Origin of the sequence: Pseudomarimonas arenosa (assembly GCF_014841215.1) — a bacterium.
In the GTDB taxonomy this organism is placed as follows: Bacteria; Pseudomonadota; Gammaproteobacteria; order Xanthomonadales; family Xanthomonadaceae; genus Pseudomarimonas; species Pseudomarimonas arenosa.
In genome coordinates, this window is the sequence record NZ_JACYTR010000067.1 from 1 (window position 1) to 25,940 (window position 25,940).

The following is a 25,940-nucleotide window of genomic DNA, read 5'->3' on the forward strand; positions in this document are numbered from 1 at the left end:
GCGCGAAGAAGAAGCTGGACGAAGCGATGCAGCAGGATGCAGAGTTGAGGCGGGCCGCCTAGCCTGGAGCGGACTTACACAAATCCGGGTAGAGCGGGTCCAAGGGAACTGGGAGGCAAGACAAGTTTGTGCATTGACGTGACCCGCCAGTTGAACTCGGGGCGCATTGGAGTAGGAGTGGACGCGCTCTGTCCCGTGCCAATAGGCATGGCGCAATCTGGCCCGGGCAGCTGCCGGCTCAGTTGAGTACCCTGCCCGCAGCCCCATCTGGTAGCGGTGAATTGCAGGCATGCCTCGCGCGTCAGTTTCCAGCGCCTCGCCAGTCCATTCGGCAGCCACGAGAAAACGATCGGTCGCTGGCCAACGTCACAGTCGTCAAATGCAAAGTAGTCGTTGATGGCATGACGATCGGCGCTTGAGCAGGTTTCCTGTGATCCCGTCCACTATCGGGTACGCAGTCGGAGAACAATTGTGAACGGATATCACCTCGAGTTTGACGGCGCGGATCCCGGTGGAACGCAAAACCGAATTGAACCACCGGGTGCAAGCTAAGCCAGCGGGTGGTGCGTTGTCGGACAGGCCACCGCCTTCTCCTGCACCGGCTGTCGACGATCACACGCTCAAACTCGCTGGGTTGGATGACAGAGCCAGCTTGGTGAAGTCGCGGGCGGCTCTTTCCAACTGCTTGCGCAAGGCCAGGGTGCGGCACAGGTCCAAGGGGGTATCGCCGTTGTTGTCGGCGAGGTCTAGGCGTGCACCGCGTTGCACCATGCGCAGTGCCAGCGCATCGCGGCGCTTTTTGAAGTCCTTCTGGCTCAGGTCGCCAAACCCCGACGGGTAGGGGGCGTTGAGCAAGAGACCCAAAGGCACCGCGCCGTCGCGGTTGCGGTGGTTAAGGTCATATGTGAACTGCTCGAACAACCACTGTGCCTGCAAGAGTGCGCCCTGCGCACACGCCAGCGATAGCGGCGTGCTGCCGTCCTGGGCGATGGCGTCGAACTGAAAACCGTGACTTAGCAGGATCTGCGCGTTCTCGAGCGCGGCCGCCCAACGTTCGGGTGGCGTGATGTCCATGGCCCAGAATTCGGCGAGGTTGACGCCGCTGTTATGCAAACCAAACCGGTTCTCGGCATCCCCTATTAGCGCGGCCAGGATGGCTGGCTGGCCATAGGTAACGGCGTCAAAGAGGCACTCGGGAAAACGACCGTGGACTGCGCCGCGCTCCTTAAACCAGCTCACCAGAGCCGGGTGTATGAGCAAGTCGATGGCATGGGCGCCGCTTTCACTGGCGATGTTGGGATTGGCACCCGCATCGACAAAACGCTGAAAACAATCGAGCAACAGGTCATTGTCGCCCTGGTCGAAGACGTTGACCGAGGCCTTGGCCACCTTGTGCAACGGAGTTTCACCGTACAGGGTTTCGATGGCATTGGGGTCAGCCCCTTTGTCCAACAAGGTGGTGATGCATAGCGCCCACTGGGAAATCGCCGCGTAGTCGCCATCTGGCTTGTAGCAACGAAACCCATTTGTGATCCGGTGCAAGGTGGTCTGTTTGTCGTAAAAGCTATCTTCGGTCTTGTAGTTCACATCCTCCTTGGAGGCCGCTTGCAAGAGCGTCGAAAAGGCTTCCAGTTCCTGCGTCGATCGGCAGTTGGCGGACATTGCAAACATCGCCTGACCAACGCCGGTGCGACCGCGCTCGGTCTCTTGCTCCCGCATGTTTTTATCCAGTCGCCCCCCCGCAAGGACGCTGGCAAGGCCCTGAATCAGGCCGCGATAAACCGCGCCGATTGCATTCTCAGCCGGTTGCGGGGCAACCGGTGCTTGCGCCTTTTCGGCGGCGAGCAGCAGCTGGGCCACTTCCGCACATTTGGCGTCCGGCAGCACGTTACCCTGGCCGTCTTTCAAACTGGCTCCATGGCGCAACATCGCGGCAATGGCCCCCAATTGTGCTTGGCTGCGGCGCGTGCCCAAGGATTCCTTGGTGACTTTTCCGACCAGGCTGCGCAAGGCACCGTGTGACCAGATGGACGAGCGGTTTTCCGCGTTAATGTGGGCACCAAATTCGACCAGCGTGTCCACAACCTCGGCGCTGGCGGCGTTGGCTAGCGGGAAGCAATAGAAGTCCGATGGGTCGTTTTTGTTGTTGCTCACACCATTGGGTGAGCCACCGCGTTCCAGCAGAAAGCGCAGTAGCGGCACATCGCCCGTGCCCGCCGCCGCTTCGACTGCGGTGCGGCAAGACGAGTCATTCACGGCGTTCACATCGGCGCCATGGGCGACGAGATAGCGGGCAATCTCACCGAATCCCCCCTCGATGGCCAGGTATAGCGGCGTCTTGGTTTCTCGGATGATGAAGTTCTGGTTGCCCTTGATGTTGACCTTGGCGCGGCCTGCCTCCACCAGGAGTTTGACCAGCTCCAGGTTGCCATTGATCACAGCCCAATGCAGGGGTCGGTAGTTCCCCCTGTTGCGGCCCTCCACGCTGATCTTGCGGCGAATCAGCTCTTGCACCAAGGCCACTTCACCCGACTCCACCGCACAATGCATCAAGGTGTTTTTCTGGGAATTTACCTGAGAGGGATCAGCGCCCTGGTCCAGCAAATGGCAGACGATATCGGTGCAGCCCCGGCTGGCGAATGCCAGCAAAGAGCAATTGCCATTGGTGAAGCGGATGTCCAGCGCCGCGTCTGGGTGCAGTCGGGCGATGGCGCTGAACACAGTGAGATTGTTGCATTGGTCCAAAGGCCGTTGGCCGTTCGCGGTGGGTTGGAGGAAGCTCAGGCCCGTCTCCCGGTGAACCCGCATCACCATATCCACATTATCGCAGGCGCACACCCGGTGCAGACTGCTAAAGCCGCTTTGGTTGGTGTGGTTCAAGCTCAGGCCCTTGGCCAAAAACCAGTCCACCCAGTAAGCGTCGCCCAGGGTGAGAACCATGTCGAACACCCGGGTATTCAGCCGTGTCACGGCATGGATGTCCGCGCCTTGTTCGATCAGCCAGCTCGCAACGGCCAGGGCATTGTTGGAAAAAGCGCTCAGCAGTGGGGTACGACCCAGGGAATCTCGCTGTTCGATTCCACAACCGGACGCAATGAGCAAACGCACCGTGTCGACCTGGTCGCGCTTGACAGCTGCAAAGAGCGGCAACGTGGAGCCATCGCTGACGTCCGTCGGTGTGAAAACCGACACAAAACCCAGTTTGGCATGGGTTTTTTCCTGCTGCTGACAGAACGCAATGCAGGCTTTCAATGCCTCCAGATCATGCGCGTCGATCCACTGTGCGATCAGTGTGCGCAGTCCGTAGGCGCTATGTGCCGTTTCAGCGATAGAAGAGAATTCGTGGGGTTTCATGGATGCCGAGAATCAGTGTGGTGGGTAGTGGATAGGGCAACACGCTGCGACGGAATAACAGGGCGCTTCCCGCGTCAGAAAGCACGAAGCCCGACACAAGGCCGGGCTTCGTGATCACGCTTGCTTGCTGCAGGGCGGGGTTCGCCCGCGCGGGCGCCTTCGCTCTACCGCTCACGCGATAACAGGACTTAGGACATAGCCCGGGTCTCGGACCCGGGTCGATCGCGCCGAGGCGCGATCGACGGGTGACTCCAGCAACCGAAACGGTTGATTCGAAGTCCTTAAAGCAGTAGCGCGGATTGACCAAGGCCTTCGCCGGCCCGCCCTTGAAGTTGCCCCAGTCGGATACGTCGTGCCCTGCCTGTTCAACCAGGTCGATCACTCGCACGTGGCTACTTGGCCGGATCGATTCCAGCGCTTCCATCCCACCAGATGTACTCGTACTCATGGTTTTGGGGCTCGGCCCTCGTAGGCCATCGTCAGGAAAGGTTTGGCCGCATCCAGATCAGCCAAGGAGCTCAGAGAAAACTCGAGGTCGCCGGTGCCCCAGTGACCGATGTGGGTGACGTCCCGTGCGTTCGCCGGCAGTGGGCCAAGGGCTTTAGGGTCGAGCTTCAGGTACACCAGCAGGCCCTTCTTCTGCAGCACCACGCTGGCGAAGTTCTTTAGGCGCTTAAACGCGGCGTAGAGCTTCAGCTCCTTGCGCTGAACATCGTCTCCCAGCGAAAGCAGGTAGTTCTCCAGCGACTCCAGCAGCACGCGTAGCGAGGGCGAAAGCTGCGGCAGCGCATCCGCATAGCCTTGGTCGCCAGACTTCTTGGACGGCTCCCCGACCTCCGCAGCAACGAGCTGCGGGGCCGGCTTGCCGGACTTCGCCGACTTGGTGCTCGCCTTGGCCGAGGCCCCGGACTTGCCGCTGGCACTGACCGCATTGGCCAGTTCGAGCAGCAACAGATCCTCGCCGAACCGCCGATAGCGGATCAGCTCGATATTGCGGTCGATCTGCTGCACTGCATGGCCGTCGAACTTGGTGAAGTCGGCCGCGATGCAGACCAGCCGCGGCGCGCTCCAGTCGATGCGCTGCGCGGCTTCCACGCCAAGCACCTCCATCACCAGCAGCTTGAACTCGGCCTTGTGGTCGAGCAGCCAGTCCAGATAGAACAGGCCCTGATTGATCACGTTCTCGACGACCGAGCGTTTGTATTCCAGGATCACGGGACAGTCGTTCTCGTCGATACCCAACGAATCGATGCGCCCGCCGTGAGTCTTGCCGGTGGAGTATTCGGTGGCCAGGAAGCGGATGCCCAGCAGCGCATCGAGGTTCGCCTCGATCAGGGTCTGCAGCGGCTTCTCAAGGTCAGAAGCATCGCCCTGCAGCTCGGCGGCCTTGCCGGCGGTGAGGCGGAACAGGCGGATGTCGCTCATGCCACAGCTCCTGCCTGCTCGACCGGAACGCACAACTCTCCATAGCCCATGATTCGGAGCTGCGCACGCGCTGCAGAGGCGTAGGGTTGCTGCGGCCCGGTCAGACGCTGAAGCATGTCTACCTGGCCGGCTGCGGGCATGTGGACGCTGATGAAGGCCGAGGTGGCTTCGCTGACCTCCGCCGCAGAACGCTTCTGCTCAAACAGCTCGACAAGCTCCTGCACAAGACGCATCGCTTGCTTTCGCGCTGACACCAATCCTGGCAGATCGAGGCTCAGTCTCTTTACCGTTTCCTCGACCCTCGTCCTGTCAGCAGCGCCCAAGCAGAGCTTTGTCGGCCCCATCTTTCCCGATGCGGTGACTTCAATAAGCCTCACATCGGCAAGGCGTGCGGGGTCCAGCAGCACCGGCATCTCATCGGCGATGCAGCGGTCATCCCACGTCGCCTGCTTGCTGCCCTGCATCAGCGGGAACCAAGCGCCCTTGCCGACCGATTCATCCGTGTCGTCATCGCGGTTGATCTGATTCGACCGCTGAGCGGCAAGCCTGAAGTTGTCCCACGAGAACGCGAGCCATGGGTAGCCATCATCGGATTCGGAATCACTGCGTCTTGCCTGTTTCTTCGGGCGGTAGTGGTCTACGTCTTTGAATGACTGGACGCAGTCGCTTTCCGAGTACCAGCACTTTCCGTACGACATCTTGGCTAGGTAGCGGGCGAACCCGCGCCACACGTGGGACTTCTTCTCGATGAATGCGGCGCGGTTCTCTGGCGAAAGCGCCTCCAGCTGGGCCTGCGCGCGCTCGGCGACGCGCAGCACGCGCTCCGGGATCAAGTTCGGATCTCGGCGGACGTAGATCACTTTTTGGCCTCCGAAGTCATCAGCTGCTTAATCAGCTCCTTCATCGCGCGCTGTCGTGCCTCCACGTCTGCGGGTGCCAGGGGCGGCCGATCTGCGTAACGCAGGTCATGCCAGGCGCGCAGGAAGTCTTGGTACAGCGGTTCCCGGTCTTCGTTCAGGAAGCCAAGCCGAGCAAGTTGGTCGTTCAGTTCAATGAGACGGCGCGCCTGCGCATCGCCGCGTTTGGCCAACTGCACGAGCTCGTTGCGCTCGTCAACAAGACGCTGGGTTTCGACGTCCAGGCTTGTCCCCAGGCCGAAGATCTCGGTGAGCGTGGCCGTGAAGCCCATGCCCTTCGGGTCGGCGTATGGAGCGGATGCGGTGACTCGCCCGTCCTGAAATTGGGTTATCACTCGAACTTCGTCGCGAGACAGCGCTGAAATCGTGAGCGGATTGTGCGAGGTCAGCACGATGTGGCAGTGCTCCTTCTCGGCCGCGATGCCGGTCCAGTCTTCAATCAGCTTGAGGTAGCTGTGCTGCCAGTGCGGGTTGAGGTGGGTGTCGGGTTCGTCCAGCAGGAACAGCGCGCGCTTGCCGCGTGATACGCGGATCAGGCCCAGCACCATCAGCAACTGCCGCTCGCCGTCGGAGAGGTCGGCAAAGCCCACGTCACCGCTGGCGTCATTGTTTCGCATTACCCAGACCTGGATCTCGCGCACCAGATCGGAGATGTCCATGGCCTCCAGGGCATAGAACATCTCGCGTTCGTTCCTGAACTGCTGCGCCAACTGCTGCAGCTGCGTCAGGGATGGCAGGAACGCTGCGAACTGGGGCTCCACCTGCTTCTTGTCGCGGTAGTCGTCCACCGCGTTGCCTTCCAGCGCAAACGGGTGAAAGGCCAGTTCCTTGAAGCGGCGTGCTGCGCGACCGGCTGGACCGGCGGCGCCCCAGAGCGTTTCCGCATCAACCCTCTTACGTTTGGCGAACCACGGTTGGCGGAACAGTGCCAGCAGCGAGTGAAAGCCGGTGATGCCCAAGCGGTCTGCAAGCTCCGCTGTGACTTGCTTGTCCGGAAAGGCGAACAGCGCCAGCAGTGCCAGCACCCCATGAATGGGTCGGCAGTAGAAGAGGCGCCGGGCCTCCTGTGCCTCTGCGACTTTGGCGTCGTCATCTTCGAGCTTGATGTCGTCGTAGTAGCGGCGCTGATGGCTGTCGAACAGCGCTTCCAGCCGGCGGCTGCCGCCGGAGTAGTAGCCAAACACGAGGTCCGGAAACCACTCGGACTTGCGCTTCTCGAACTCGGCACGCTTGACCTCTTGGCCGTTCACCCGAATCGCGGGCTCGCCGGGGAAGTTGCTCAGGCAGACGCTGGGTGGGTTCGGCACCGCCGGGCCCTGTGGCTGGATGCGGTAGGTCACCCGGTAGTGAAAGCGCGGTTCGTTGCGCCGCAGGTCTACCCAGCGGAAGACCTGGGTGATGGCTTCGATGAGGTTGGACTTGCCGGCGCCGTTCTGGCCGATCAGCACCGTGGTGAGCTGGCGCTCATCGAAATCCAGCTCCAGGCCGCGCAGGTTCTTGAAGCCGTCGATGCTGACCTTATCCAGCCGCATGCCCGGGCTCCAGCGTGGACTGGTTGTCCTTCAGGTGGCCCTGGGCGACCTCCCAGGCCAGCTGCTTGTAGAAGTCGGCCACGGGCAGTTCGGCCATCTTGAACAGCGCCTCAGCACTCGACGGCGTACCGAGGCGGCGCAAGTGCCTGGCCAGGTAGGGCTGGCCCATCACGTCGTCGTCCTGGCGGCTCTTGGTCATGCTTGCTGATTCCTTGGGGGCGCGGGGCGGGCGACCGCGACGGGGTGCGCGCGCCACGGCGGCGTTCGTGGGCGCGCCGCGCTGGGTGGTGATGCGGGCTAGCAGCGCGCTGGCGGGCTCGTCGTTGGGGTCTTGGGGGACAAGCTCGCCGCGGAATGCTTTGTCAAGGGTCAGGGGTGCGAGTCTCCGCGCCTGCTCCTTCGCTGCCGCGCATCGCGCTTCGATTCGATCAGCAAGCTTCAGGCACGAGTGAACACGCCGAACAATTTCATCCTGCTCATCGCGCGCAGGTAACCGCACAGGCAGCCTTCTTAGGTCCTCGATATTGATCCCAACATAAGCGACACCCTTCTTTATTGCGCCGAGCCATCTTTGGCTCTCGTCAGACGCGATCCAGAGTGCAACGTACTCGGCGCTTGCCCGCTCCTTATCAATCGCGACCACGGCAATCTCGCGCGAAACGTTCCAACCCTTCATTTCCGCCGTGGAAACCGCGACACCGCCAAGGGTTCCTCGGACGTTCACGAGCACTTCGCCACCTCTGAGTACCGTTCGCGCGTACTGACCCGAGAGACTGGGCGCGATGCGTTTCATTCCCTCATTCTCGAATCGGAGCCAACGAACATTGCTCGTACGAAGGCACGGCGTTCCGTAAGGGAACTCATCGCCAAGTTTCACCACACCGTAGGTGATCACTCGGTCCGCCTCGCAAAGCGCCTGAAGCTCCGACTCGGAGGGTTCTGTGTAGGCGCTGGCCTTTCTCCAGTCCGCAGTCAGTTCGCCTAACATGCCAGCATTGACGACTGCCTGCCGAAACCGCTTGAGCAACGCCGGAATGGCCTCCAGGCGGTCCTGGCAGGCTTGGATGCGCGCCAACAGGGTGTCGAGTTTGTCGGCGATGCGGGTCTGTTCGGGCCGCGGCGCCAAGACGAGCGGCGCGGCTCTGCCGGCGTCGGTGCCCAAGCGCGGCATGTTCATGCCGTGGCTCGTGGCCTCGACGTACTTCAGAAAGGCGGGATGTTTGAGCCAGTGGAAAAGGTATCGCGGTTCAAGCGCCGGGCCGGCCTGCACTGGCACGATTTCCGTGGTGCAGAAGCCTGGCGCGTCGGCGATGACCACCTTGTTGAGGTAAGGCCGAAGCTTGCCGTAGAGCACTTCACCAGCGACAAATCGGTTCTTCGTGCTAAGCGATCGCCGCTCGGTCTGAGTCAGCCGCCGCAAAATGCGTGAGCTGTCCTTCTCGATGTCCTCCAGTTCCAACACCCACGCCTCGGGAGGAATATCCTGCGGCTCGACCTTGACGGTCTTGCCGTAGTCGGTGACAGTGCCCAGGGTCGTGAGTGCCCAGCTCGGGGGCAGATCGGAATCCAGAGCGCTGTCGGCCCCAACCGAAGGTGATGCCGTCACCGCTGCGCCCCGACGGCTTCGGGCTCGGCGGCCTCGTCGGTCAGAAGGCTGTCCAGGAGCGCATCCGGGTCCTCACCCAACTCATCGAGCAACGCACGCAGTTCCGTCACGGCCGCATTCAGTTCACGCAGCGCCAACGCGGCGACGTGTGCCGGGCTCTCGCTCTCCTGCTGCGCGGTGGCAGGGCCACTGTCCTTCAGCCAAGTGATGTCCAGATTGTCTCCCCGCTGCGCGATCTGCTCGCGCGTGAAACGTCGCCAGCGGCCCGCCTCGCCGCTGTCCTGCCTCGCCGCCAACGCAGCGGGGCCGCCGCGCGGGTCACTGCCAAACACGTCTTCGAACTTGTCCCGCGGTTGAGTGACCGGGGCGTCGAGCGGCGTGCGGAAGTAGTCGCGGGTGAAGGGCGTGCGCTTGCCGAAGGCGGGCATGTTGGCCCGCATGTCGTATACCCACACTTCCTTGGTGTTGCCCTTGTCGGTTTCGCCGCGGGTAAAGAACAGCACGTTGGTCTTCACGCCTTGGGCGTAAAAGATGCCGGTGGGCAGGCGCAGGATGGTGTGCAGGTTGCACTTGTCCATCAGGTCGCGGCGGATGTCGGTGCCAATACTGCTCTCGAACAGCACGTTGTCGGGCAACACTACCGCGGCTCGGCCGCCGGGCTTCAGCGCGCGGTAGATGTGCTGGAGAAAGGCGAACTGCTTGTTGCTGGTCTCGAAAGTGAGGTCGCCGCGCGTGGGCAGGCCGCCGCCCTTCTTGGTGCCGAAGGGTGGGTTGCTAAGGATTAGCGTGGCCTTTGGCAGTTGGTTGTGGTCGTCACTCAGCGTGTCGCCGTAAGTAACGCCGCCCTCGATGCCATGCAACAGCATGTTCATCAGGGCTAGGCGGTGGGTGTCCTGCACCAGTTCCATGCCGTGGAAGGTGTGGTGCCGGTACTTGCGCTGCGCTTCGTCGCTAAGGCTGTCGAAGTCATTGCGCTGGCGCAGGTAGTTATTGGCGGCGATCAAGAAACCGCAGGTGCCGGCGGCCGGGTCCTGGATCACGTCATCCAATTGCGGCTGCATCACCGCCACAATGCTGTCGATCAGACACCGGGGTGTGAAGTATTGCCCGGCACCGCTCTTCTTTTCGCCGGCATTGCGCTCCAGCAGGTCTTCGTAAAGATCGCCCAGATCGTCGCGGTCGACGCTGTACCAGTCGAGGCTGTCGATGTCGGTCACCAGCTTGCTCAGCGTGGCTGGCTTGGTGATGAAGGTGTTGGCGTTGACGTAGATCTCCTGCACGGCGCCGCGCCCGTGTAGGCCATAGTCCAGCAGCATCTCCTTGTATATGTCCAACCGTTCTGGGGCTGAGGCGGCGAGCAGGTCACCCCAACGGGTGCCGGGCTGTTCGACCTTGGGCCCGGTCTTCTTCTTGGGGTCTTCCGGTTTCCAGACGGTGAGCCGATCCTCCTGCCCGGTCTCCTTCATCATCTTCAGGAACAGCAGGTAGGTCAGCTCACTCAGATACTGGTGATAGGTGACGCCGTCGTCGCGTAGTACGTGGCAAAGCGACCAGAGTTTGGCACCGATGTCATGGGTAACTTGCAGATTGGGCATGCGTGTTCAGTTCAGGGTTGTGCCGACTCGGATGGCGAGATCCAGAGTGCGTCATTGAAAGCCTCCAGCACCGGCTGGAGCTGGCCGTTAAACAGTTTGTCGAGCCGATTGAAGCCGCCGCCTTCGCGACGGAAAATCAGATCGGGGTCGTCGATGGCTTCGCGATCCACCAGCACGTTAGCCTTGGTCTGGGCCGCGATGCGCTTGAGCCAGTCGCGTTGCGGCGTGGTCCATGGCGTGCCAGCGGGCGGGTGCATCAAGAGGTGGTTCAACGCGCGATCGACGCGCTCGGCGTAGGGTAGCAGAGCATCGCCAATCGCCGCCTGGCGTATGTAGCCGACGATGCGCGCAGCAATGTCCTGATTGGTGAGATCGCGCCAGGCGGTGGACAAGCTGGCCTCGGAATAGCCTTGGCGATCCAGCTCCAGGGCCAGTTCGCGTAGTTGCTTGCGGGTGAGTTCGCGCGGCCGCGTCAGCACCGTGACCAAGGCAGGAATGGTGTTGCTATGACTGGCAATGAAGTCGGCAAACGCCTTCAGATAGTCCTCGGGCCGCGCGGCCTGGCCGTAGCCGTGATCGGCGCCCAGCAGCTCATCTTCGTGGGTAGACACGTAGATCGGCTCTTGCGGCCCTTCGCCGCGGCGATCCAGGATCTCGCCCAGGCCTGGGTTCCTGGTGAACCAGTCGGCAATGGCGGGCAGACTCATCGCGCGCAATTGTTGGATGAAGGCATCCGGCGCCATGCCGGCCCGCGTTTCGAAGTCACGCGCTTGGGCTTGGCCGAGGTGGCGTTTCTTGCGCTGAAGTTTGGCGATGAACTGATCGCGCACCAATTCTCGCTCGTCGTCGCCACTGACCTCACCTAGCTCGCGGCTCAGCTGCGAGAAGCTGATCGACGGATCGACTACCACTGGCCGCATGGCAGTGAAGTTTTGCAGGGCCTCGTAAATCCTGACCGCATCAAAAACGCGGAAGGTCTCCTTGCCGATCTCCGGGCACAAGCGGGTGGCGCGGCCCAGCATTTGATCGAACAAGATACGACTGTTCACCCGGCGCAAGAACACCAGATTGCAGATTTCGGGCACGTCGATGCCCGTGGTGAGCAAATCTACCGTGACCGCTACATTCGGCGTGCGCTCGTTCTTGAATCGCCGAATCAGTTGCAGCGGCTTGTCCGCCGCACCGGTAATCTTGAGTACGGCGTCATCTTCGACGCTGCCGTAGCAGCGCACAAATGCGCGTTTGAGCAAATCGACAACCAAGTCGGCATGTGGATCGTTGGCACAGAAGATGAGCGTTTTCTGACGCGAGTAAGGATCCAGCTCGCTGGCGAGAAAGTTGCAAACGGCGCGATTGAAGGGCTCGGTAATCACCTTGCGGTTGAACTTTTCAATCTCGATGCGGATTTGATCGGGCGTCGTGAACAGCTCGATCTGATTACTGCGCGCGTCGTAGACCGCGACTTTTTCGCCTGCTCGCCAGACGATTCCGGTGGTTGAGAGTTTGGTCCTGATTTGCAGTGGTGGCTCGTGATCGACCAAATAGCCGTCAATAACGGCCTCGCGATAGCTGTAGTTGTAGATCGGTGCACCGAAGATCTGCGTAGTGTGCAAGGCAGGCGTAGCGGTGAGGCCGATTTTGACGGCGTCGAAATAGTCGAGCACACGACGATATTTCGAGATGTAGTCCTCATAGTTGCGGAAGCCAAGTTCGGTTTCCGACAGCTCTCGGTCGAGCAAGTAACCCCGGTGACACTCATCAACGACGATGCAATCGTACTGGTCAACCGTGGGCGGTGGCGCACCATCTGACGAGAACAGCACACGTAGCGCCATCCCTTGAACGGTGGCGATATGCACGGCGGTATCGGCATCCGGCTGCTGCTGTTCCAGTTCTTTGATGCCAAACACGTCAGCGAATGCTTGCAAGCTCTCCATCCGCGTGTCCTTGAACGCGTTCGCCGCCTGCTCACCCAGCGCCGAACGGTCAACCAGGAACAACACCCGTCGAAAACGCTTGGCCTTTAGCAGGCGATAGATGAGGGCAATGCAGGTCTTGGTCTTCCCGGTGCCAGTGGCCATCGCCAACAGCACCTCACGCTGCCCTTGCGATATGGCGTTCTCGACAGCCTGGATGGCTGCCTGCTGGTAAGGACGAAGCGGGAACCCATAGTTGAACGGCTCGCTTCGCAGCACTTGATGAGCGAGTGATTCGTCACGCTTGAACAACTCATTCAAGCCAACAGGTGTGTACCAGCCGTCCAGCGCGTGACCGAGTTTGTGCGCATTGCGTAGATCGCAGAACCAGATGCCGCTCCGGGTTGCCAGCTGACGCAAGAACGGCCTGCCATTGGCAGAAAAGACGAAGGGCACGCGGAACTCACCCTTCAGACCCCAATTCTCTTCATGTAGTTCGGTTTCTGCGCTGCCTTGGAATCCGCGACTGTAGCGTTTGGCCTGTTGCAAAGCTGAGGACACGTCGAGATTTCGACGCTTGGCTTCCACCACCGCCATCGGGCGCAGGCCGACAAACAGCACGTAATCAGCCGGACCGCTCTCGGTAGGCCATTCGGCAATCGCCTTCGCCTCGCCTCTCTTGGGTCTCTCTCCGTTGGCGTAGGTCATCCGACGCGAATCGGCCTGCCAACCGGCCTGCTGCAATTGTTGGTCGATGATCTTTCGAGTGTCCGCCTCGCTGAGTTGCAGGGTCGACGCCGCCGTCTGCATGGCAAAGGCAAACTTAGCAATAGATTGCGCTGGAGTGCCCTGATGGGCCGCTTGCAGCGCCGATAACCGCTCTTCAAGCTTGAAGCGCTCGCGCTCGGCTTGGGCGGCAAAGTCCTCCCAGAATTTTCGTTCTTGTTCCAGGCTGAGCGTTTGTGCGATTGCCTGATCAAGGGCGTTGCTCGTCTCGCATTGGGAGGCCTGATGTTCGCGAAGCTCGTCTCTCAGCTGCTCTAGTTCTTGGCGCAGCTCCTCGCTTTCATCTACCGGCGGCCTCGGCGGAAGAAACGGACCCGATCGAAACGTGTCGTCGGCGAACGAGCGATGAAACCACACGCACAGCTGCCAGCTGAAGCGCAGCATGGCGAGCGCCGTTCGATGATCGCCAGACAATGCGTGATTGGCGTCGTTGCCGGCCTTTCGCACACTGTGAAACAAGCTCGCCACTTCACGCGGCAGAACGTCGAATTTCTGAAAACGGTTGAGGAGGTCGACCTGTTTCTCTTCGACCGACACGAACAGCCCTACCTTGGAAGCCAAGAGCTGGGCCAAGCCCTCAGTCAATTGACGCAGTTTGAGCAGGCAGGTGTTTGGATCGTCGACAAAGTACCGCTCGGCCAACATGCCAAGCCGCATGAGCTGCTTGTCATGCTCTTCCAGCATCAAGAAGTTGGACTGAACGCTTGCGGCCACCGGCTGTTCGTCGCCCATCGGGATATTGCGAGAAGTTAGCCGGTTCAGCGTCGGCTGTCAGCCAGGTCGAGAAGTGCGAAATTTCGCAATCTGCGACCCTATTCCGTTCGTTTTGCGTCAATTGCGGCAAAACGTCGCGCACCATCCGACTGGGGCTGACTTGGGTCGATAACCCTCAGCTGCCCAAGGCCGCCATCGCATCGCGCATATGCCGCTCCTGCCTGGGAGTGGTGTCATCGGCACCTGCCGCGCACTCAAGCACGGCTCTCAACAGGGTGTCGTTGAGCTGACGCACCGGACGTATCAAGCCTTTCGTCGTTCGTCCGCGAAAGACCTCCAGGTCATAGTCGTCCTGCTCGCGCAAATCGACCCAGGTGGGCTTGGCCAGCTCGCCACCGGGCACGCCGAGCGCAAAGCCTGGATAGGGCGCGCCGTGATGGCAGCCCGGCGGGCGCAGATCCGCGTGACGGCTTGTTAGCACCCTGAATACCACATCGCCGCCCGCGGGCAACGCAAGGATCAGCAGATACTTTCCGAGCAGCTCGCCGGAGTCCCTATCGGCGTAGAAGGCGTTGTGATGGTAGATGCATCCAACCTGCACGACTCAGCTCATCACCATGTTTAGTTCATTACGCCGAGCACGCTACGCATCGACGCCTGCTCGTCCGCGTACTCCCTGACGGCCTCGGCGTGCGGATCATCGTCGCGAATGGCCAGCGAATAGGGAATGTGCCGGTTGAAGCCGCGGCCGGACTCCCAGATCTTCGACCACGGGCCCTTTTCGTCGTGGGTAAAGTTCACCAAGGGCTTCGAGAACTCGTCGCGAAAGCGCTCGGCCAACTGCTGCATCAGGCGCAGCTCACGGCGCGTAAAGTGGCTGTCGTCGAACTCAGCCTTGGGCACGACCTTCAGCAGGTCAAAGTCAAACACGCGCTCCGGCTGAATCTCAATCGCCTCGGCAAAATCGGACTGCCACTGCTCCCACTCCTGGAAAAAGGCAGCCGGCACCGGCCCCAGCTTCCAGGCACTGTAGTCGAGCCCGGTAACGCTACGACCGGTCTGACGATAGTGCTCGAAGTCGAGCAGGTACAAAAGCTTGATAAGCTTGATCTTGCCGCAATGCGCCGTATTCGAGGCGAAGTAGACGACGGCGTTGATCAGCTTTTCGCGCTCATGAGTCTTGAGCATAGGGTGCCCTCGGGGGCCAATCGACTAGAGCGTAAGCCGTGGGGGGTTCAGGTTGCAACTGGCGGCGGACGCGCTGTTCGGCGGCCAAGCACATTCCATATTGAAGGCTGCCTTCAATATGGAGGTCGAGCTTCGCCATATTGACGCCGGGCTTCAACACAAGGCGGTGGCGTTAGGCCGCCGATCAACGCCACAACTTAGCGAACCTTGCGAAGGGCCAAATGACCACAGGGTTTCCGAGTAAACATACGGCCTGGTTCAGTTGCACTCATCAACTGCGACCCGTTATCCCCCTCTCCCCAACCCCTCTCCCGCGAGGGGAGAGGGGCCAAGGGAAGCGCTCGGCGCAATGAGGTGCCGGTCACGGTTGAAGACAGCAATTCGCGCCTGTGCGCTTACAGCCCTTAGAACGCCGAAACCCCGCCGAAGCGGGGTTTCGTTGCAACACTTCGTTTGATCGAAGCCGCGAAGGCCAAGGATGGCCTCCGCTTTGGACCTTGGCAGGCACCCTTCGACAGGCTCAGGGTGCGTTTGAGCCAAGTTAATCGCGGAGGAACCGCGATTAGAAGTCCATACCACCCATACCACCCATGCCGCCACCGCCATGGTCGTGGGCCGCGGGGGCTTCTTTCTTCGGGGCTTCGGCCACCATGGCTTCGGTGGTGATCATCAGGCCGGCAATCGAGGCGGCGTTCTGCAGGGCAGAACGAGTCACCTTGGTCGGATCCAGGATGCCCATGGCGATCATGTCGCCGAACTCGCCGGTCTGGGCGTTGTAACCAAAGTTGTCCTTACCTTCGGCAACCTTGTTCAACACCACGCTCGGCTCGTCTCCGCAGTTGGTGACGATTTCGCGCAGCGGGGCTTCCATGGCGCGCAGGGCAATCGCGATGCCGTGGTTCTGGTCTTCGTTGGCACCCTTGAGGTCGCGGATCGAGCTCAGGGCACGGATCAGGGCGACGCCGCCGCCCGGCACCACACCTTCTTCCACCGCCGCACGAGTAGCGTGCAGGGCGTCTTCGACGCGGGCCTTCTTCTCTTTCATTTCGACTTCGGTGGCAGCACCGACCTTGATCACCGCCACGCCGCCGGCCAGCTTGGCCACGCGCTCTTGCAGCTTTTCACGGTCGTAGTCAGACGAGGTCTCTTCGATCTGCGCCTTGATCTGCTTGATGCGGGCCTGGATGGCTTCGCCTTCGCCAGCGCCGTCGATGATGGTGCTGTTTTCCTTCGACACCTGAATCTTCTTGGCGCGGCCGAGATCCTTGATGGTGGCCTTCTCAAGCGACAGACCGACTTCTTCGGAGATCACGGTGCCGCCGGTGAGGATGGCCATGTCTTCCAGCATCGCCTTGCGACGGTCGCCGAAGCCCGGAGCCTTCACGGCGCAGACCTTGACGATGCCGCGAATGGTGTTGACCACCAAGGTCGCCAGGGCTTCGCCCTCGACTTCTTCGGCGACGATCAGCAGCGGCTTGCCCGCCTTAGCCACACCTTCCAGCACCGGCAGCAGTTCGCGCACGTTGCTGATCTTCTTGTCGTGCAGCAGGATGAACGGGTCATCCAGCTCAGCCTGCATGCTCTGCTGATTGTTGATGAAGTACGGCGACAGGTAGCCGCGATCGAACTGCATGCCCTCGACGACGTCGAGTTCGTTGTCCAGGCCCGAGCCTTCTTCAACGGTGATCACGCCTTCCTTGCCAACCTTCTTCATCGCTTCGGCAATGATGTTGCCGATCGACTCGTCGCTGTTGGCCGAGATGGTGCCGACCTGGGCGATCGCCTTGTCGTCAGCGGTCGGCTTGCTCATGCCCTTCAGCTGCTCAACAGCGGCGATGACCGCCTTGTCGATGCCGCGCTTCAGGTCCATCGGGTTCATGCCCGCGGCCACGCCCTTCATGCCTTCGCGAATCAGGGCCTGAGCCAGCACGGTGGCGGTGGTGGTGCCGTCGCCGGCGTTGTCAGAGGTCTTGGAAGCGACTTCCTTCACCATCTGCGCGCCCATGTTCTCGAACTTATCCGACAGTTCGATTTCCTTGGCGACGGAGACGCCGTCCTTGGTGATGGTCGGGGCGCCGAAGCTCTTCTCGAGCACGACATTGCGGCCCTTCGGACCGAGGGTGACCTTGACCGCATTGGCCAGGACGTTGACGCCCTTCACCATACGAGCGCGGGCGTCTTCAGAGAAACGTACTTCTTTAGCTGCCATTGGATGGAACTCCGTGATTTGTGATTTGTGATTCGTGATTGGTCAAGAGCGTGACGCTCTTCGGTTGGCGGTTGGTGGTCGCAGCTGCCGAGTGATTGCGGCGCTGTTGCGAATCACCAATCACCAATCACCAATCACTGCTCTCAATTGATAATTGCGAAAATGTCGTCTTCGCGGACGACGAGGTATTCGGTTCCGTCGACCTTCACCTCGGTGCCGCTGTACTTGCCGAACAGCACCTTGTCGCCCTTCTTGACCTTGAGCGCACGGGTGCTGCCGTTGTCCAGGGGCTTGCCTTCACCGACGGCGATCACTTCGCCCTTGATCGGCTTCTCGGCGGCTGCGTCGGGGATCACGATGCCACCGGCGGACAGACGCTCTTCTTCCATACGCTTGATGACCACGCGGTCGTTCAACGGCTGCAGGTTCATATACACCTCAGATAACTAGTTGATTTCCAAAGGACCCATCTGGGTTTGTTAGCACTCCCCAGAGGTGAGTGCTAATGATAACGCACGACTGTTTCAGTTCGAAAGCGTCGCGACGGTTCGGTATCTGGGGCCGAGTTGTCAGCATTCAAGGGGAGCGCAGCCTGGATTTCGCCTGCCCCCCCTCCCGGCCGCCGGCCCGCCCCTACCAGGCTGCTGAAATGAGTCTCGGCAGCCTGCTAGTCGCTCGCATCCTCGCGCGGCCATAGCAGGCGCACACACAGCCCCTGCGGATCGGCGTCGAGCAATTGCAGTTCGGCGCCGAGCAGGTGCGCCAGATCCTGCGCGATGGCAAGTCCAAGGCCGCTACCGAGGGCCTGGGTAGTGCCGCGCTGAAATGGCTGCAGCAAGCGTTGGCGCTGATCACTGGGGATGCCGTGACCGGCATCGATCACGTCGATCAACAGTCGTCCGGCCACTCGTCCGGCGCTGATCAGGTAGGGCGGTGAAGCATGATGTTCAGCATTGCGGATCAGATTGCCGAGCAAGCGGCGTATCAGCAGCGACGGAGCATCGACCATCAGACCTGACGGCACCTGCAGTCGCCAAGGACGTTCACTGAACCGCGGCAACCAGTGGCTCAGGAATTCAGCGAGGTCGAGCTGCTGATTTGCGCCACGCAAGGGCCGGCCCCGGCCGAGATCGAGAAACAGACCGATCAGTGCATCGAGCTCTTCCAGATCGTCTTCGACTTGTTGCGCCAACGTAGCATCGGTGGGCGGTTCAATGGCCAGGGCGTAACGCAGCCGAGCCAGGGGCGTGCGCAGATCATGTGACAATCCGGCCAACATCAGCTCACGTTGCCGCGCCTGCGCTCGTGCCTGCTGCCCAGCGCGGGTCAGGGCCTCGGCCAGCTGTTGCACCTCGGTCGGCGCTCCGGCACTCAGAACAGCACACTCGATTTCACCCGCGACCATGGCCGGTGCTGACTCGGCAAGCTCGCGCAGCGGTCGGGTCAACAGCCGCGCCAGACCGATCCCACCCAACACCACCAGCAGCACGGCGGCAACCAAGACCACGAAGCTGAGCAAGGTGGCCTGTTGCCGGAAAGGCGGTACCGCCAGCCCCAGCCATTGCCCGTCCACCGTTGCCGGTGAGACCCATAACCAGGTGCGATCGTACTGCTCGTCGAGCAACACCGTGGCACCGTCGCCAAGTCGGTATTGCAAACGCTCCACCAGGCGTTTGGCAAACGGCAGCCAGGGTTGACTTGCCGCGGCGGGTGGAGCGTCTTGAACCAATACTTCCACCAGGGCACTGCCCTGTCCGCGGCGGGCAAGCGTTGAATCGGTCGCTTGCAGGGCGCGCAGTGTGGCGATCTGTGCTGCGACCAGGTCGGCGATCTGTTCACTGCCGGATTGCAGACTCAGCTGGCGCAGGGCGAACAAGCTGAAGCCGAGCAACAGCAGCACGCCCAAGGCCAGCAGACGACTGATCCGGCCAGCCAGGGCCGGCGGCCACAGCAGCGCCCGCCCGCGCTCAATCAGGGACGAAGACATAGCCCGATCCCCACACCGTTTGCAGATGGCGCGGATGTTTTGGATCGTCTTCGATCAGCCGGCGCAGGCGCGATACGGTGACATCGATGCTGCGCTCGAACGGTTCGTGCTCACGGCCGCGGGCCAGACTTAACAAGCGATCACGACTGAGGTTCTGCCGAGGGTGGCGCAGAAATACTGCGAGCAGAGCGTACTCGCCAGAGGTGAGGCGCTTGGATGATCCATCGCGAATCAGAGTGCGCGCGGCGTGATCAACTTGGCAGCGACCAAAGGCCACCACGCCGAGTTCGGCCTGCGGCGCACCGACGATGCTCGGCCCGCGACGGCGCAGCACAGCACGAATGCGGGCCAGCAGTTCGCGCGGATTGCCCGGCTTGGCCAAGTAATCGTCGGCGCCGATTTCCAGCCCGACGATGCGGTCGATATCATCGCCGCGCGCGGTGAGCATGATGATCGGCGTATCGACGCCCTGGCCGCGCAGGCGACGACAAAAACTCAGCCCGTCTTCGCCCGGCAACATCAGATCGAGCACGATGGCAGCGATATGGTGGCGATCGAGCTGCTGCTCGGCCTGCTTGCAGTCCGCCGCCGTCAGCACCTCGAAGCCATTGTCCTGCAGGTAGCGCTGCAACAGGCCGCGCAGCGGCAGATCGTCGTCGACCACCAGGATGCGCTCGGTTGCGGCAGCGGAATCACTATCGCTCATGGCCGCACTATGGCGGCTCGTCATCGAGCCAACAAGCCGGACCCGACCGGCCTGGCGCTCGATTTGTAAGCAAGTATTGCCAACGACTGACCTGCTCACATTTGGCCACAGTCCGGCAGCGCTTCGATACGCCTTGAATCCGCGTCGAGCCTAGTCTGCAAGCGTCCACTGTTGGACTGCCCGCCCCCGGAGGCCCCCATGTTGCGCTTCATTCTGCTTGCCTTGTTGTTCAGCCTGCCGCTGTCGGCCAGTGCTCAGGCTTCACCGCTTGCCGACCGCCCGATCGCCGCCCGCGCCATGGCCGAGCTGCAGCAACTCAATCTCAGCGCGGTGCAAAAGCAGCAGCTGGTGGCCATCGCGCTTGACGCGCGCAATCGGCAGCAAGCCATCAGCGTTGATCAGCAAGCCCTGCTCGACACAGCGCAACCGGCACTGGAATCAGGCCAGGCCGATCTGATTGCACTGACGGTGCAGCAGCAGGCGATCACCGATCGCCGCATCGATGCCGCCCGCGCCACTCGCGATCAGTTGCTGGCCTTCTACACCGATCTCGATCCGACTCAACGACAGCAGGTGCAAGCCTGGATGGCCAATGCCATCACCCGCATCGACGCCCTGCGTGCCTTGAGCGAAACCTTCCAACCCTGGCCCGCCCTTCACTGAAAAGCCCTCGCTGATCAACAACTTACGCTGTTGATCGCGGCGGTGCATCCGTGCACCGCAGGAATCTCTGAACTTGTTCAGAGATTCCCTAGGGAAAGTCTGAATAAGTCCATCCCGGACTTACTCAGACGCGCCGAGTCCGGCACAGGTCCGGACTCGTCTTACGCTGATCAACAACTTACGTTGTTGATCGCGGCGGTGCATCCGTGCACCGCAGGAATCTCTGAACTTGTTCAGAGATTCCTAGCAATGGGCGTAGCATGCAGGCTTGGATTCCGCTGCGCCCACGCGTCTGAACCCGCGTCACCTCGACCACTACACGGAGATCCATCATGACCAACTTACGCCCGCTGTTTGTTGCCTTGCTGCTATGCGCCCCCTTGCTGGCCCTGAGCCCAGCGGCCGAGGCACAGAAACGTGAACGCGCCGGCGCCGCCGGCAAAACCGCCGAGGGCGAAGCCGCCGCGGTCGGCGGATCGGCAGCCACCGGCCCGGCCGGCGGCAAACGCGCCCGGATCGGCGGCGCTGCCAGCGACGGTGAGGGCAATGTCCGCGGCGGCTCAGCGGCGGCCGGACAAACCGCCGCCGGCGGTACCGCAGCCCGCGCCGGCCGGTTCCAGAAGAATGCCGACGGCAGTTTCAATCGCAGCGGCGGCGCTGCCGGCACCAGTGCCGCCGGCGGTAGCGGCTACACCCAGGGCAATGTCAGCGGCGATGGTCAGGGCAATCTGCGCGGCCAACGCAACACCGAGCTTCAAGGTGCGGGCGGCGGTCGCTTCAGTGGCAACACAACGGCGGCCAGCGGCGAAGGACTGCAGCATACCGGCAGCGCCACCGCCGCCAGCGGCGCCAGCACCGAATCGCAGGTCGATGCCAGTCGCGAAGAAGGCGTCAGCCGCAACCGCACCTGCTACAACGCCCAGGGCGAACAGGTGCCCTGCCGCTGAGGCGCGGCGCAGCACTGAACCCCATGTTCCATCCACCCCTGTCGCCACGGCGGCAGGGGCACGGGCGACGCAACCTTCCCGGCGTCGCACAGAGTTGATGCGCAGTGCTAAGGTGCGCGCAGTCCGCGCCTGAGATTCGCACCCATGATGCTGTCCCCGCCAACTCTCGCCCGCTTCGCCCTGAGCCTGGCCACCCTGCTGCTCGGGGCCTGCGCCACTACACCCAGCGGGCGCTCGCAGCTGCTGCTGGTGTCGGATCAACAGATGAATCAGATGGGCCTGACTGCTTTCGAACAGATGAAGGCCAACGACAAGGTTTCCGTGGTGCCAGCCAAGAGCGTCTACGCCAAGTGCGTGGTCGATGCCCTGGTCGCGGAGTTGCCGACGGAATGGCAGCGATTGCCCTGGGAAGTGCAGGCCTTTGCGATCCAGGAACCAAATGCCTTCGCCTTGCCAGGCGGCAAGGTCGGACTTAACACCGGCTTGCTACGTGTCGCCGAGACTCAGGATCAACTGGCGGCGGTGCTTGGTCACGAGATCGGCCACGTGGTGTATCGCCATGCCGGGGAACGGGTGTCGCAGCAGCAGCTGACCCAGGTCGGCTTGAGCCTGGCCGAGGCCTATGCCGGCCGCAACGCCTCCAGCAGCCAGGTCGGATTGCTGATGGCGGCCTTGGGTGCCGGCGCCCAGGTCGGCGTGCTGCTGCCGTTCTCGCGCCAGCACGAGTCCGAGGCGGACCTCTATGGCCAGGCGCTGATGGCGAAGGCCGGATTCGACCCGGAGGCCGCCGCCCAGCTGTGGCGCAATATGAACGCCGCCAGCGACAAGACCGGCCGGCCTCCGGCCCTGCTGTCAACCCATCCCAATCCGGAGGCGCGTATCGCCCGGCTGGCCGACCACGCGCCGCAGCTACGCCCCGACTACGAGCGCGCCCGCGCCGCCGGTAAGCGGCCGAATTGCCGCGACTGAGTGCGCAGCGATGAGTGATCTGCGCCTGTACTTCTGTACCTGCCCCGACTCGGCCAGTGCCGAGCGGCTGGCGGCGGCCTTGGTCGAGCAAGGACTGGCCGCCTGCGTCAACCTGTTGCCGGGTATTCGTTCCATCTATCGCTGGCAGGGCACGATCGAGCAGGGCGAAGAAGTGCTGCTGCTGATCAAGAGTCGTGACGCCCTGTTCACCGAATTGAGCGCCGCCGTCCTGCGATTGCATCCGTACGAACTTCCTGAGCTGATTGCGGTCAAGGTCGATTCGGGCTTGCCGGCCTATCTCGATTGGCTGCGAGCAGAAACCGGCCGACCCGATTAGCGGGCTGCTGAATCGCTGATTCCTGCAGCCAGCACTGCGCATCATGGACGGCGCGCGGGGTTCGAGCACGCAAGAGGCTGATTCCCCACCCAGGTTGCGCGGCATTGCCGCCTCAGTTTGCGCTGAAACTCGCCAGGACCGCGGATTTCAGCACCCGCTTAACGGCGCCACAGGCGCACGACATGGACGATTCTGCATGCGTTGGTTGATGGGATTGATACTCGGCCTGACAGCATCTCAGGCTTACGCGATCAGCGAAGAAGACTTGCTGCCGGTCGACGAGGCCTATGTGTTCAGCACCGGTCTGAACGCCGAGGGCCTGCACGAACTGCGCTGGCAGATCGCCGACGGCTATTACCTGTATCGGCACCGCTTCGACCTCAAACCCGCCGACCCGTCCAGCTTCGAGCTGCAGGCGTTCGAACTGCCGAATGGCGAACCGAAGACCGATGAGTTCTTCGGCGACACCGAAATCTATCGGCAGGCGGTCAGCGGCATCGTTCGCGGTCGCGCCCTGCGCGATGGCGAGATCGAGTTCCGCCTGCGCTATCAGGGCTGTGCTGATATCGGGATCTGCTATCCACCGGTAACCCGGGTCGTCAGCCTGGCGATGACAGCCGGTCTGCCGTCTGCCAGCGGCGCAGGCCTACCGGGCAACACAGCCGCCCCGATCGGCCTGCCTTTGGCTAACGCCCAGAAACCGATCATTGGCGGCCCGACCATCAAGATCGCCCCGCTGGAAGAACAATTGCCGCTGCCCGCCGAGCAAGCGTTCCAGGCCGAAGCGATTGCCGACAGTGCCGACAGCCTACTGGTTCGCTTCACCCCGGCGCCGGGCTACTACCTGTATCGCGATCGCACCCGCTTCGAGCTGGCCGACAACCCGGCAGCCAAGCTGATCGGACCACGTTGGCCGCCCTCCAAGCCGCATTTCGATGAGCATTTTGGCGATGTCCAGGTCTACTTCGAGCAGGTCGAGGTGCCGGTTGCACTGCGTCGCATCGGGCTTGCCGCCAGCAAGCTGGAACTGACTGTTGAGTTCCAGGGCTGCCAGACCGACGGCATCTGCTATCCACCGATGAAGCGACAGATCAGTGTCTCCCTGCCGGCGGCGGCGACACTGAGCGCCGCCGATGAGACAGCGCCTGACAGCGCCAGCATTGGATTTGCCCTGGCCCTGTTGTTGGCCTTGGGCGGCGGCCTGATCCTCAACCTGATGCCCTGCGTGCTGCCGGTGTTATCGCTGAAGGTGCTGGGCCTGGCCGGCAGCGGCGAGAGCGCCAGCAAGGCACGGGCACATGCCCTGTGGTACACGGCGGGCGTGCTGGTCAGCTTTGCCCTGGTCGGGATGGCCGCGCTGGCTCTGCGCAGCGCCGGCCTGGCGCTGGGCTGGGGCTTTCAGCTGCAGCAACCCTGGCTGGTCGCCACCCTGGCGCTGATCATGATGGCCGTGGGCCTCAGCCTCTCCGGCGTATTCCAGTTCGGCGCCGGTCTGGCCGGCGTCGGCCAATCGCTGACCGAGAAAAAGGGCGCCGCCGGCGATTTCTTTACCGGTGTGCTGGCCGTGGTAGTGGCCACGCCCTGCACGGCGCCCTTCATGGGCAGCGCCCTGGCCTATGCCTTTACCGCCCCGATGGCGGTGGCGCTGGGCGTGTTCCTCGCCCTGGGCCTGGGCCTGGCCCTGCCCTTTCTGTTGATCGGCTTTGTGCCGGCGCTGGCCCGAATGCTGCCACGACCGGGCGCCTGGATGGACACCTTCAAGCAGGCGCTGGCCTTCCCGATGTATCTGACCGCTGCTTGGTTGATCTGGGTGCTGATCAAGCAGCGCGGTGCCGATGCCGGCGGCTGGATCCTGATCGCCAGTGTGCTGCTGGCCGCAGCCGCCTGGGCCTGGAACCACTGGCAGATCCGCCGCCATGCATGGGCGATCACCCTGACCGTGCTGGGGCTGGGCAGCGCCATCGCCAGCGTAGCGATGATCCATCAGCTGCCCACCCTGACCAAGGCAGCCAGCAGTTCAAGCGACGGCTCGGTCGCCTATTCGGCTGATCTGCTGGCTAAGCTGCGCAGCGAGGGCAAGCCGGTGTTCGTCAACATGACCGCCGATTGGTGTGTGACCTGCAAGGCCAATGAGAAAGCTGTGCTGTCTCGTGACAGCTTCAAGCAGGCGCTCGCGGACAGTGGCGCGGTCTATATGAAGGGCGACTGGACTGACGTCGACCCGGCAATTACCGCCTTTCTCGATCAGCACGGCGCGGTGGGCGTGCCACTCTATGTGGTGTTTCCGGCCGACGGTGCTGCCGGCGCCAAGCTGCCGACCGTGCTGACCAGCGAGCTGGTGGTGGAAGCGCTGCGCGATGCCAAGCGCTGAACCGATGCCGCGCTGGCTGGCCCCGGCGCTGATTGTGCTGTTGGCCATGCTCGGCGGGTTTGCGGGCCTGTGGGCCGGCCGCGTATGGCTGGGCGAACCGCCGATGATTGCCGGCGACGATGACCATCTGCCGCGTGAGCTGCAACTCAACGATCTCAGCGGCGTGGCACAACGCCTCAGCGAGCTGCGCGGCCAACCGCTGCTGATCAACTTCTGGGCCACCTGGTGCAGCCCCTGCATCAAAGAGTTGCCCATGCTGCAGACGCTGCATCAGCGCCGCGATCAGGGCGGGTTGCCGGTGCTGCTGATTGCCCAGGAAGACGATCCAGCCCTGGTTGCCGCCTTTCTCTCTGAACACTCGATTTCACTGCCGTCCTGGATCGACCCGCCCAGCCAGGGCGATGCCTCGCGGCAACTCGGCAACCGTCATGGCGTACTGCCATTCAGTCTGCTGCTCGATAGCCAAGGCCGGGTGATCAAGCGTCGCGCCGGCGCCTTCTCTGAAAGTCTGCTATTGCAGTGGGCCGAAGACGCGCACTCAGCGCAGTGAGTCAGGGCGCAGCAAGGCTGTCATCCAGTGAGAACTGCCCGACAACTAACCCGGATATTTCATGAGGGGGCGCGGATGATCACCGAGGACTTTGCGTCGAGTGCAAGGCGCGACGAGCCCAAGTGGTGGGCCCACTTGGGCGAGATCGGGACGCAGTCCCGCGTAGCT

20 protein-coding genes are annotated in these 25,940 nt (G+C 62.2%); 6 read left to right on the forward strand and 14 right to left on the reverse strand.

The annotated features are described in order from the left end of the window. Window positions 1–612 precede the first annotated feature (612 nt). The 14 genes from IFO71_RS18945 to ompR form a co-directional block, all read right to left on the reverse strand. The gene (locus IFO71_RS18945; protein ID WP_192031249.1) at window positions 613–3,354 is read right to left on the reverse strand and encodes an ankyrin repeat domain-containing protein; all 2,742 of its coding nucleotides are present in this window, start codon (window positions 3,352–3,354) and stop codon (window positions 613–615) included. Continuing rightward, the gene (locus IFO71_RS18950; protein ID WP_192031250.1) at window positions 3,323–3,778 is read right to left on the reverse strand and encodes a hypothetical protein; all 456 of its coding nucleotides are present in this window, start codon (window positions 3,776–3,778) and stop codon (window positions 3,323–3,325) included. Before IFO71_RS18950 ends, IFO71_RS18945 begins: the two co-directional genes overlap by 32 nt. A gap of 20 nt (window positions 3,779–3,798) precedes the next feature. Further along, window positions 3,799–4,779 (reverse strand): DUF5655 domain-containing protein, encoded by a 981-nt coding sequence (locus IFO71_RS18955; RefSeq protein WP_192031251.1) that lies wholly within the window; start codon window positions 4,777–4,779, stop codon window positions 3,799–3,801. After that, window positions 4,776–5,639, reverse strand: coding sequence for an HNH endonuclease family protein (locus tag IFO71_RS18960; protein WP_192031252.1), 864 nt, complete (start codon window positions 5,637–5,639; stop codon window positions 4,776–4,778). Before IFO71_RS18960 ends, IFO71_RS18955 begins: the two co-directional genes overlap by 4 nt. Further along, entirely contained in the window at window positions 5,636–7,228 is a 1,593-nt protein-coding gene (locus IFO71_RS18965) for an AAA family ATPase (protein ID WP_192031253.1), read from the reverse strand. Before IFO71_RS18965 ends, IFO71_RS18960 begins: the two co-directional genes overlap by 4 nt. Then, complete coding sequence (locus tag IFO71_RS22535; protein WP_192031254.1) at window positions 7,215–8,834, reverse strand: restriction endonuclease subunit S; 1,620 nt, start codon at window positions 8,832–8,834, stop codon at window positions 7,215–7,217. Before IFO71_RS22535 ends, IFO71_RS18965 begins: the two co-directional genes overlap by 14 nt. Then, on the reverse strand, window positions 8,831–10,429 hold the full coding sequence (locus IFO71_RS18975; protein ID WP_192031255.1) for a class I SAM-dependent DNA methyltransferase: 1,599 nt from the start codon (window positions 10,427–10,429) through the stop codon (window positions 8,831–8,833). Before IFO71_RS18975 ends, IFO71_RS22535 begins: the two co-directional genes overlap by 4 nt. Window positions 10,430–10,440: 11 nt before the next feature. Continuing rightward, window positions 10,441–13,863, reverse strand: coding sequence for a type I restriction-modification system endonuclease (gene hsdR, locus IFO71_RS18980; RefSeq protein ID WP_192031256.1), 3,423 nt, complete (start codon window positions 13,861–13,863; stop codon window positions 10,441–10,443). Between the two features lie 157 nt (window positions 13,864–14,020). Further along, a complete protein-coding gene (locus IFO71_RS18985) occupies window positions 14,021–14,446 on the reverse strand; it encodes a hypothetical protein (protein WP_192031257.1) in 426 nt (141 codons plus the stop codon). Window positions 14,447–14,466: 20 nt separating this feature from the next. Further along, window positions 14,467–15,033, reverse strand: coding sequence for a type II toxin-antitoxin system antitoxin SocA domain-containing protein (locus IFO71_RS18990; RefSeq protein WP_192031258.1), 567 nt, complete (start codon window positions 15,031–15,033; stop codon window positions 14,467–14,469). Window positions 15,034–15,595: 562 nt separating this feature from the next. Then, entirely contained in the window at window positions 15,596–17,242 is a 1,647-nt protein-coding gene (gene groL, locus IFO71_RS18995) for a chaperonin GroEL (RefSeq protein ID WP_192031259.1), read from the reverse strand. A 143-nt stretch (window positions 17,243–17,385) separates the two neighbouring features. Beyond that, on the reverse strand, window positions 17,386–17,673 hold the full coding sequence (groES, locus tag IFO71_RS19000) for a co-chaperone GroES (protein WP_192031260.1): 288 nt from the start codon (window positions 17,671–17,673) through the stop codon (window positions 17,386–17,388). 236 nt (window positions 17,674–17,909) lie between these two features. Further along, on the reverse strand, window positions 17,910–19,229 hold the full coding sequence (locus IFO71_RS19005; protein WP_192031261.1) for a sensor histidine kinase: 1,320 nt from the start codon (window positions 19,227–19,229) through the stop codon (window positions 17,910–17,912). Beyond that, complete coding sequence (gene ompR / locus IFO71_RS19010) at window positions 19,210–19,935, reverse strand: osmolarity response regulator transcription factor OmpR (protein WP_192031262.1); 726 nt, start codon at window positions 19,933–19,935, stop codon at window positions 19,210–19,212. Before ompR ends, IFO71_RS19005 begins: the two co-directional genes overlap by 20 nt. 198 nt (window positions 19,936–20,133) lie before the next feature. Between ompR and IFO71_RS19015 the strand changes: the two genes are divergently transcribed. From IFO71_RS19015 to IFO71_RS19040, 6 genes are all read left to right on the forward strand, one after another. Next, the gene (locus IFO71_RS19015; protein ID WP_192031263.1) at window positions 20,134–20,598 is read left to right on the forward strand and encodes a Spy/CpxP family protein refolding chaperone; all 465 of its coding nucleotides are present in this window, start codon (window positions 20,134–20,136) and stop codon (window positions 20,596–20,598) included. Between the two features lie 332 nt (window positions 20,599–20,930). Next, entirely contained in the window at window positions 20,931–21,545 is a 615-nt protein-coding gene (locus IFO71_RS19020) for a hypothetical protein (RefSeq protein WP_192031264.1), read from the forward strand. 144 nt (window positions 21,546–21,689) lie between these two features. Then, on the forward strand, window positions 21,690–22,514 hold the full coding sequence (locus tag IFO71_RS19025; RefSeq protein WP_225444786.1) for a M48 family metallopeptidase: 825 nt from the start codon (window positions 21,690–21,692) through the stop codon (window positions 22,512–22,514). A 10-nt stretch (window positions 22,515–22,524) separates the two neighbouring features. Further along, window positions 22,525–22,851, forward strand: a complete 327-nt coding sequence (gene cutA / locus IFO71_RS19030; protein ID WP_192031265.1) for a divalent-cation tolerance protein CutA — start codon at window positions 22,525–22,527, stop codon at window positions 22,849–22,851. 196 nt (window positions 22,852–23,047) lie between these two features. After that, entirely contained in the window at window positions 23,048–25,222 is a 2,175-nt protein-coding gene (locus tag IFO71_RS19035) for a protein-disulfide reductase DsbD family protein (RefSeq protein WP_225444787.1), read from the forward strand. Next, window positions 25,209–25,772, forward strand: a complete 564-nt coding sequence (locus tag IFO71_RS19040; RefSeq protein WP_192031266.1) for a TlpA family protein disulfide reductase — start codon at window positions 25,209–25,211, stop codon at window positions 25,770–25,772. Before IFO71_RS19035 ends, IFO71_RS19040 begins: the two co-directional genes overlap by 14 nt. The last annotated feature ends 168 nt before the right edge of the window (window positions 25,773–25,940 follow it).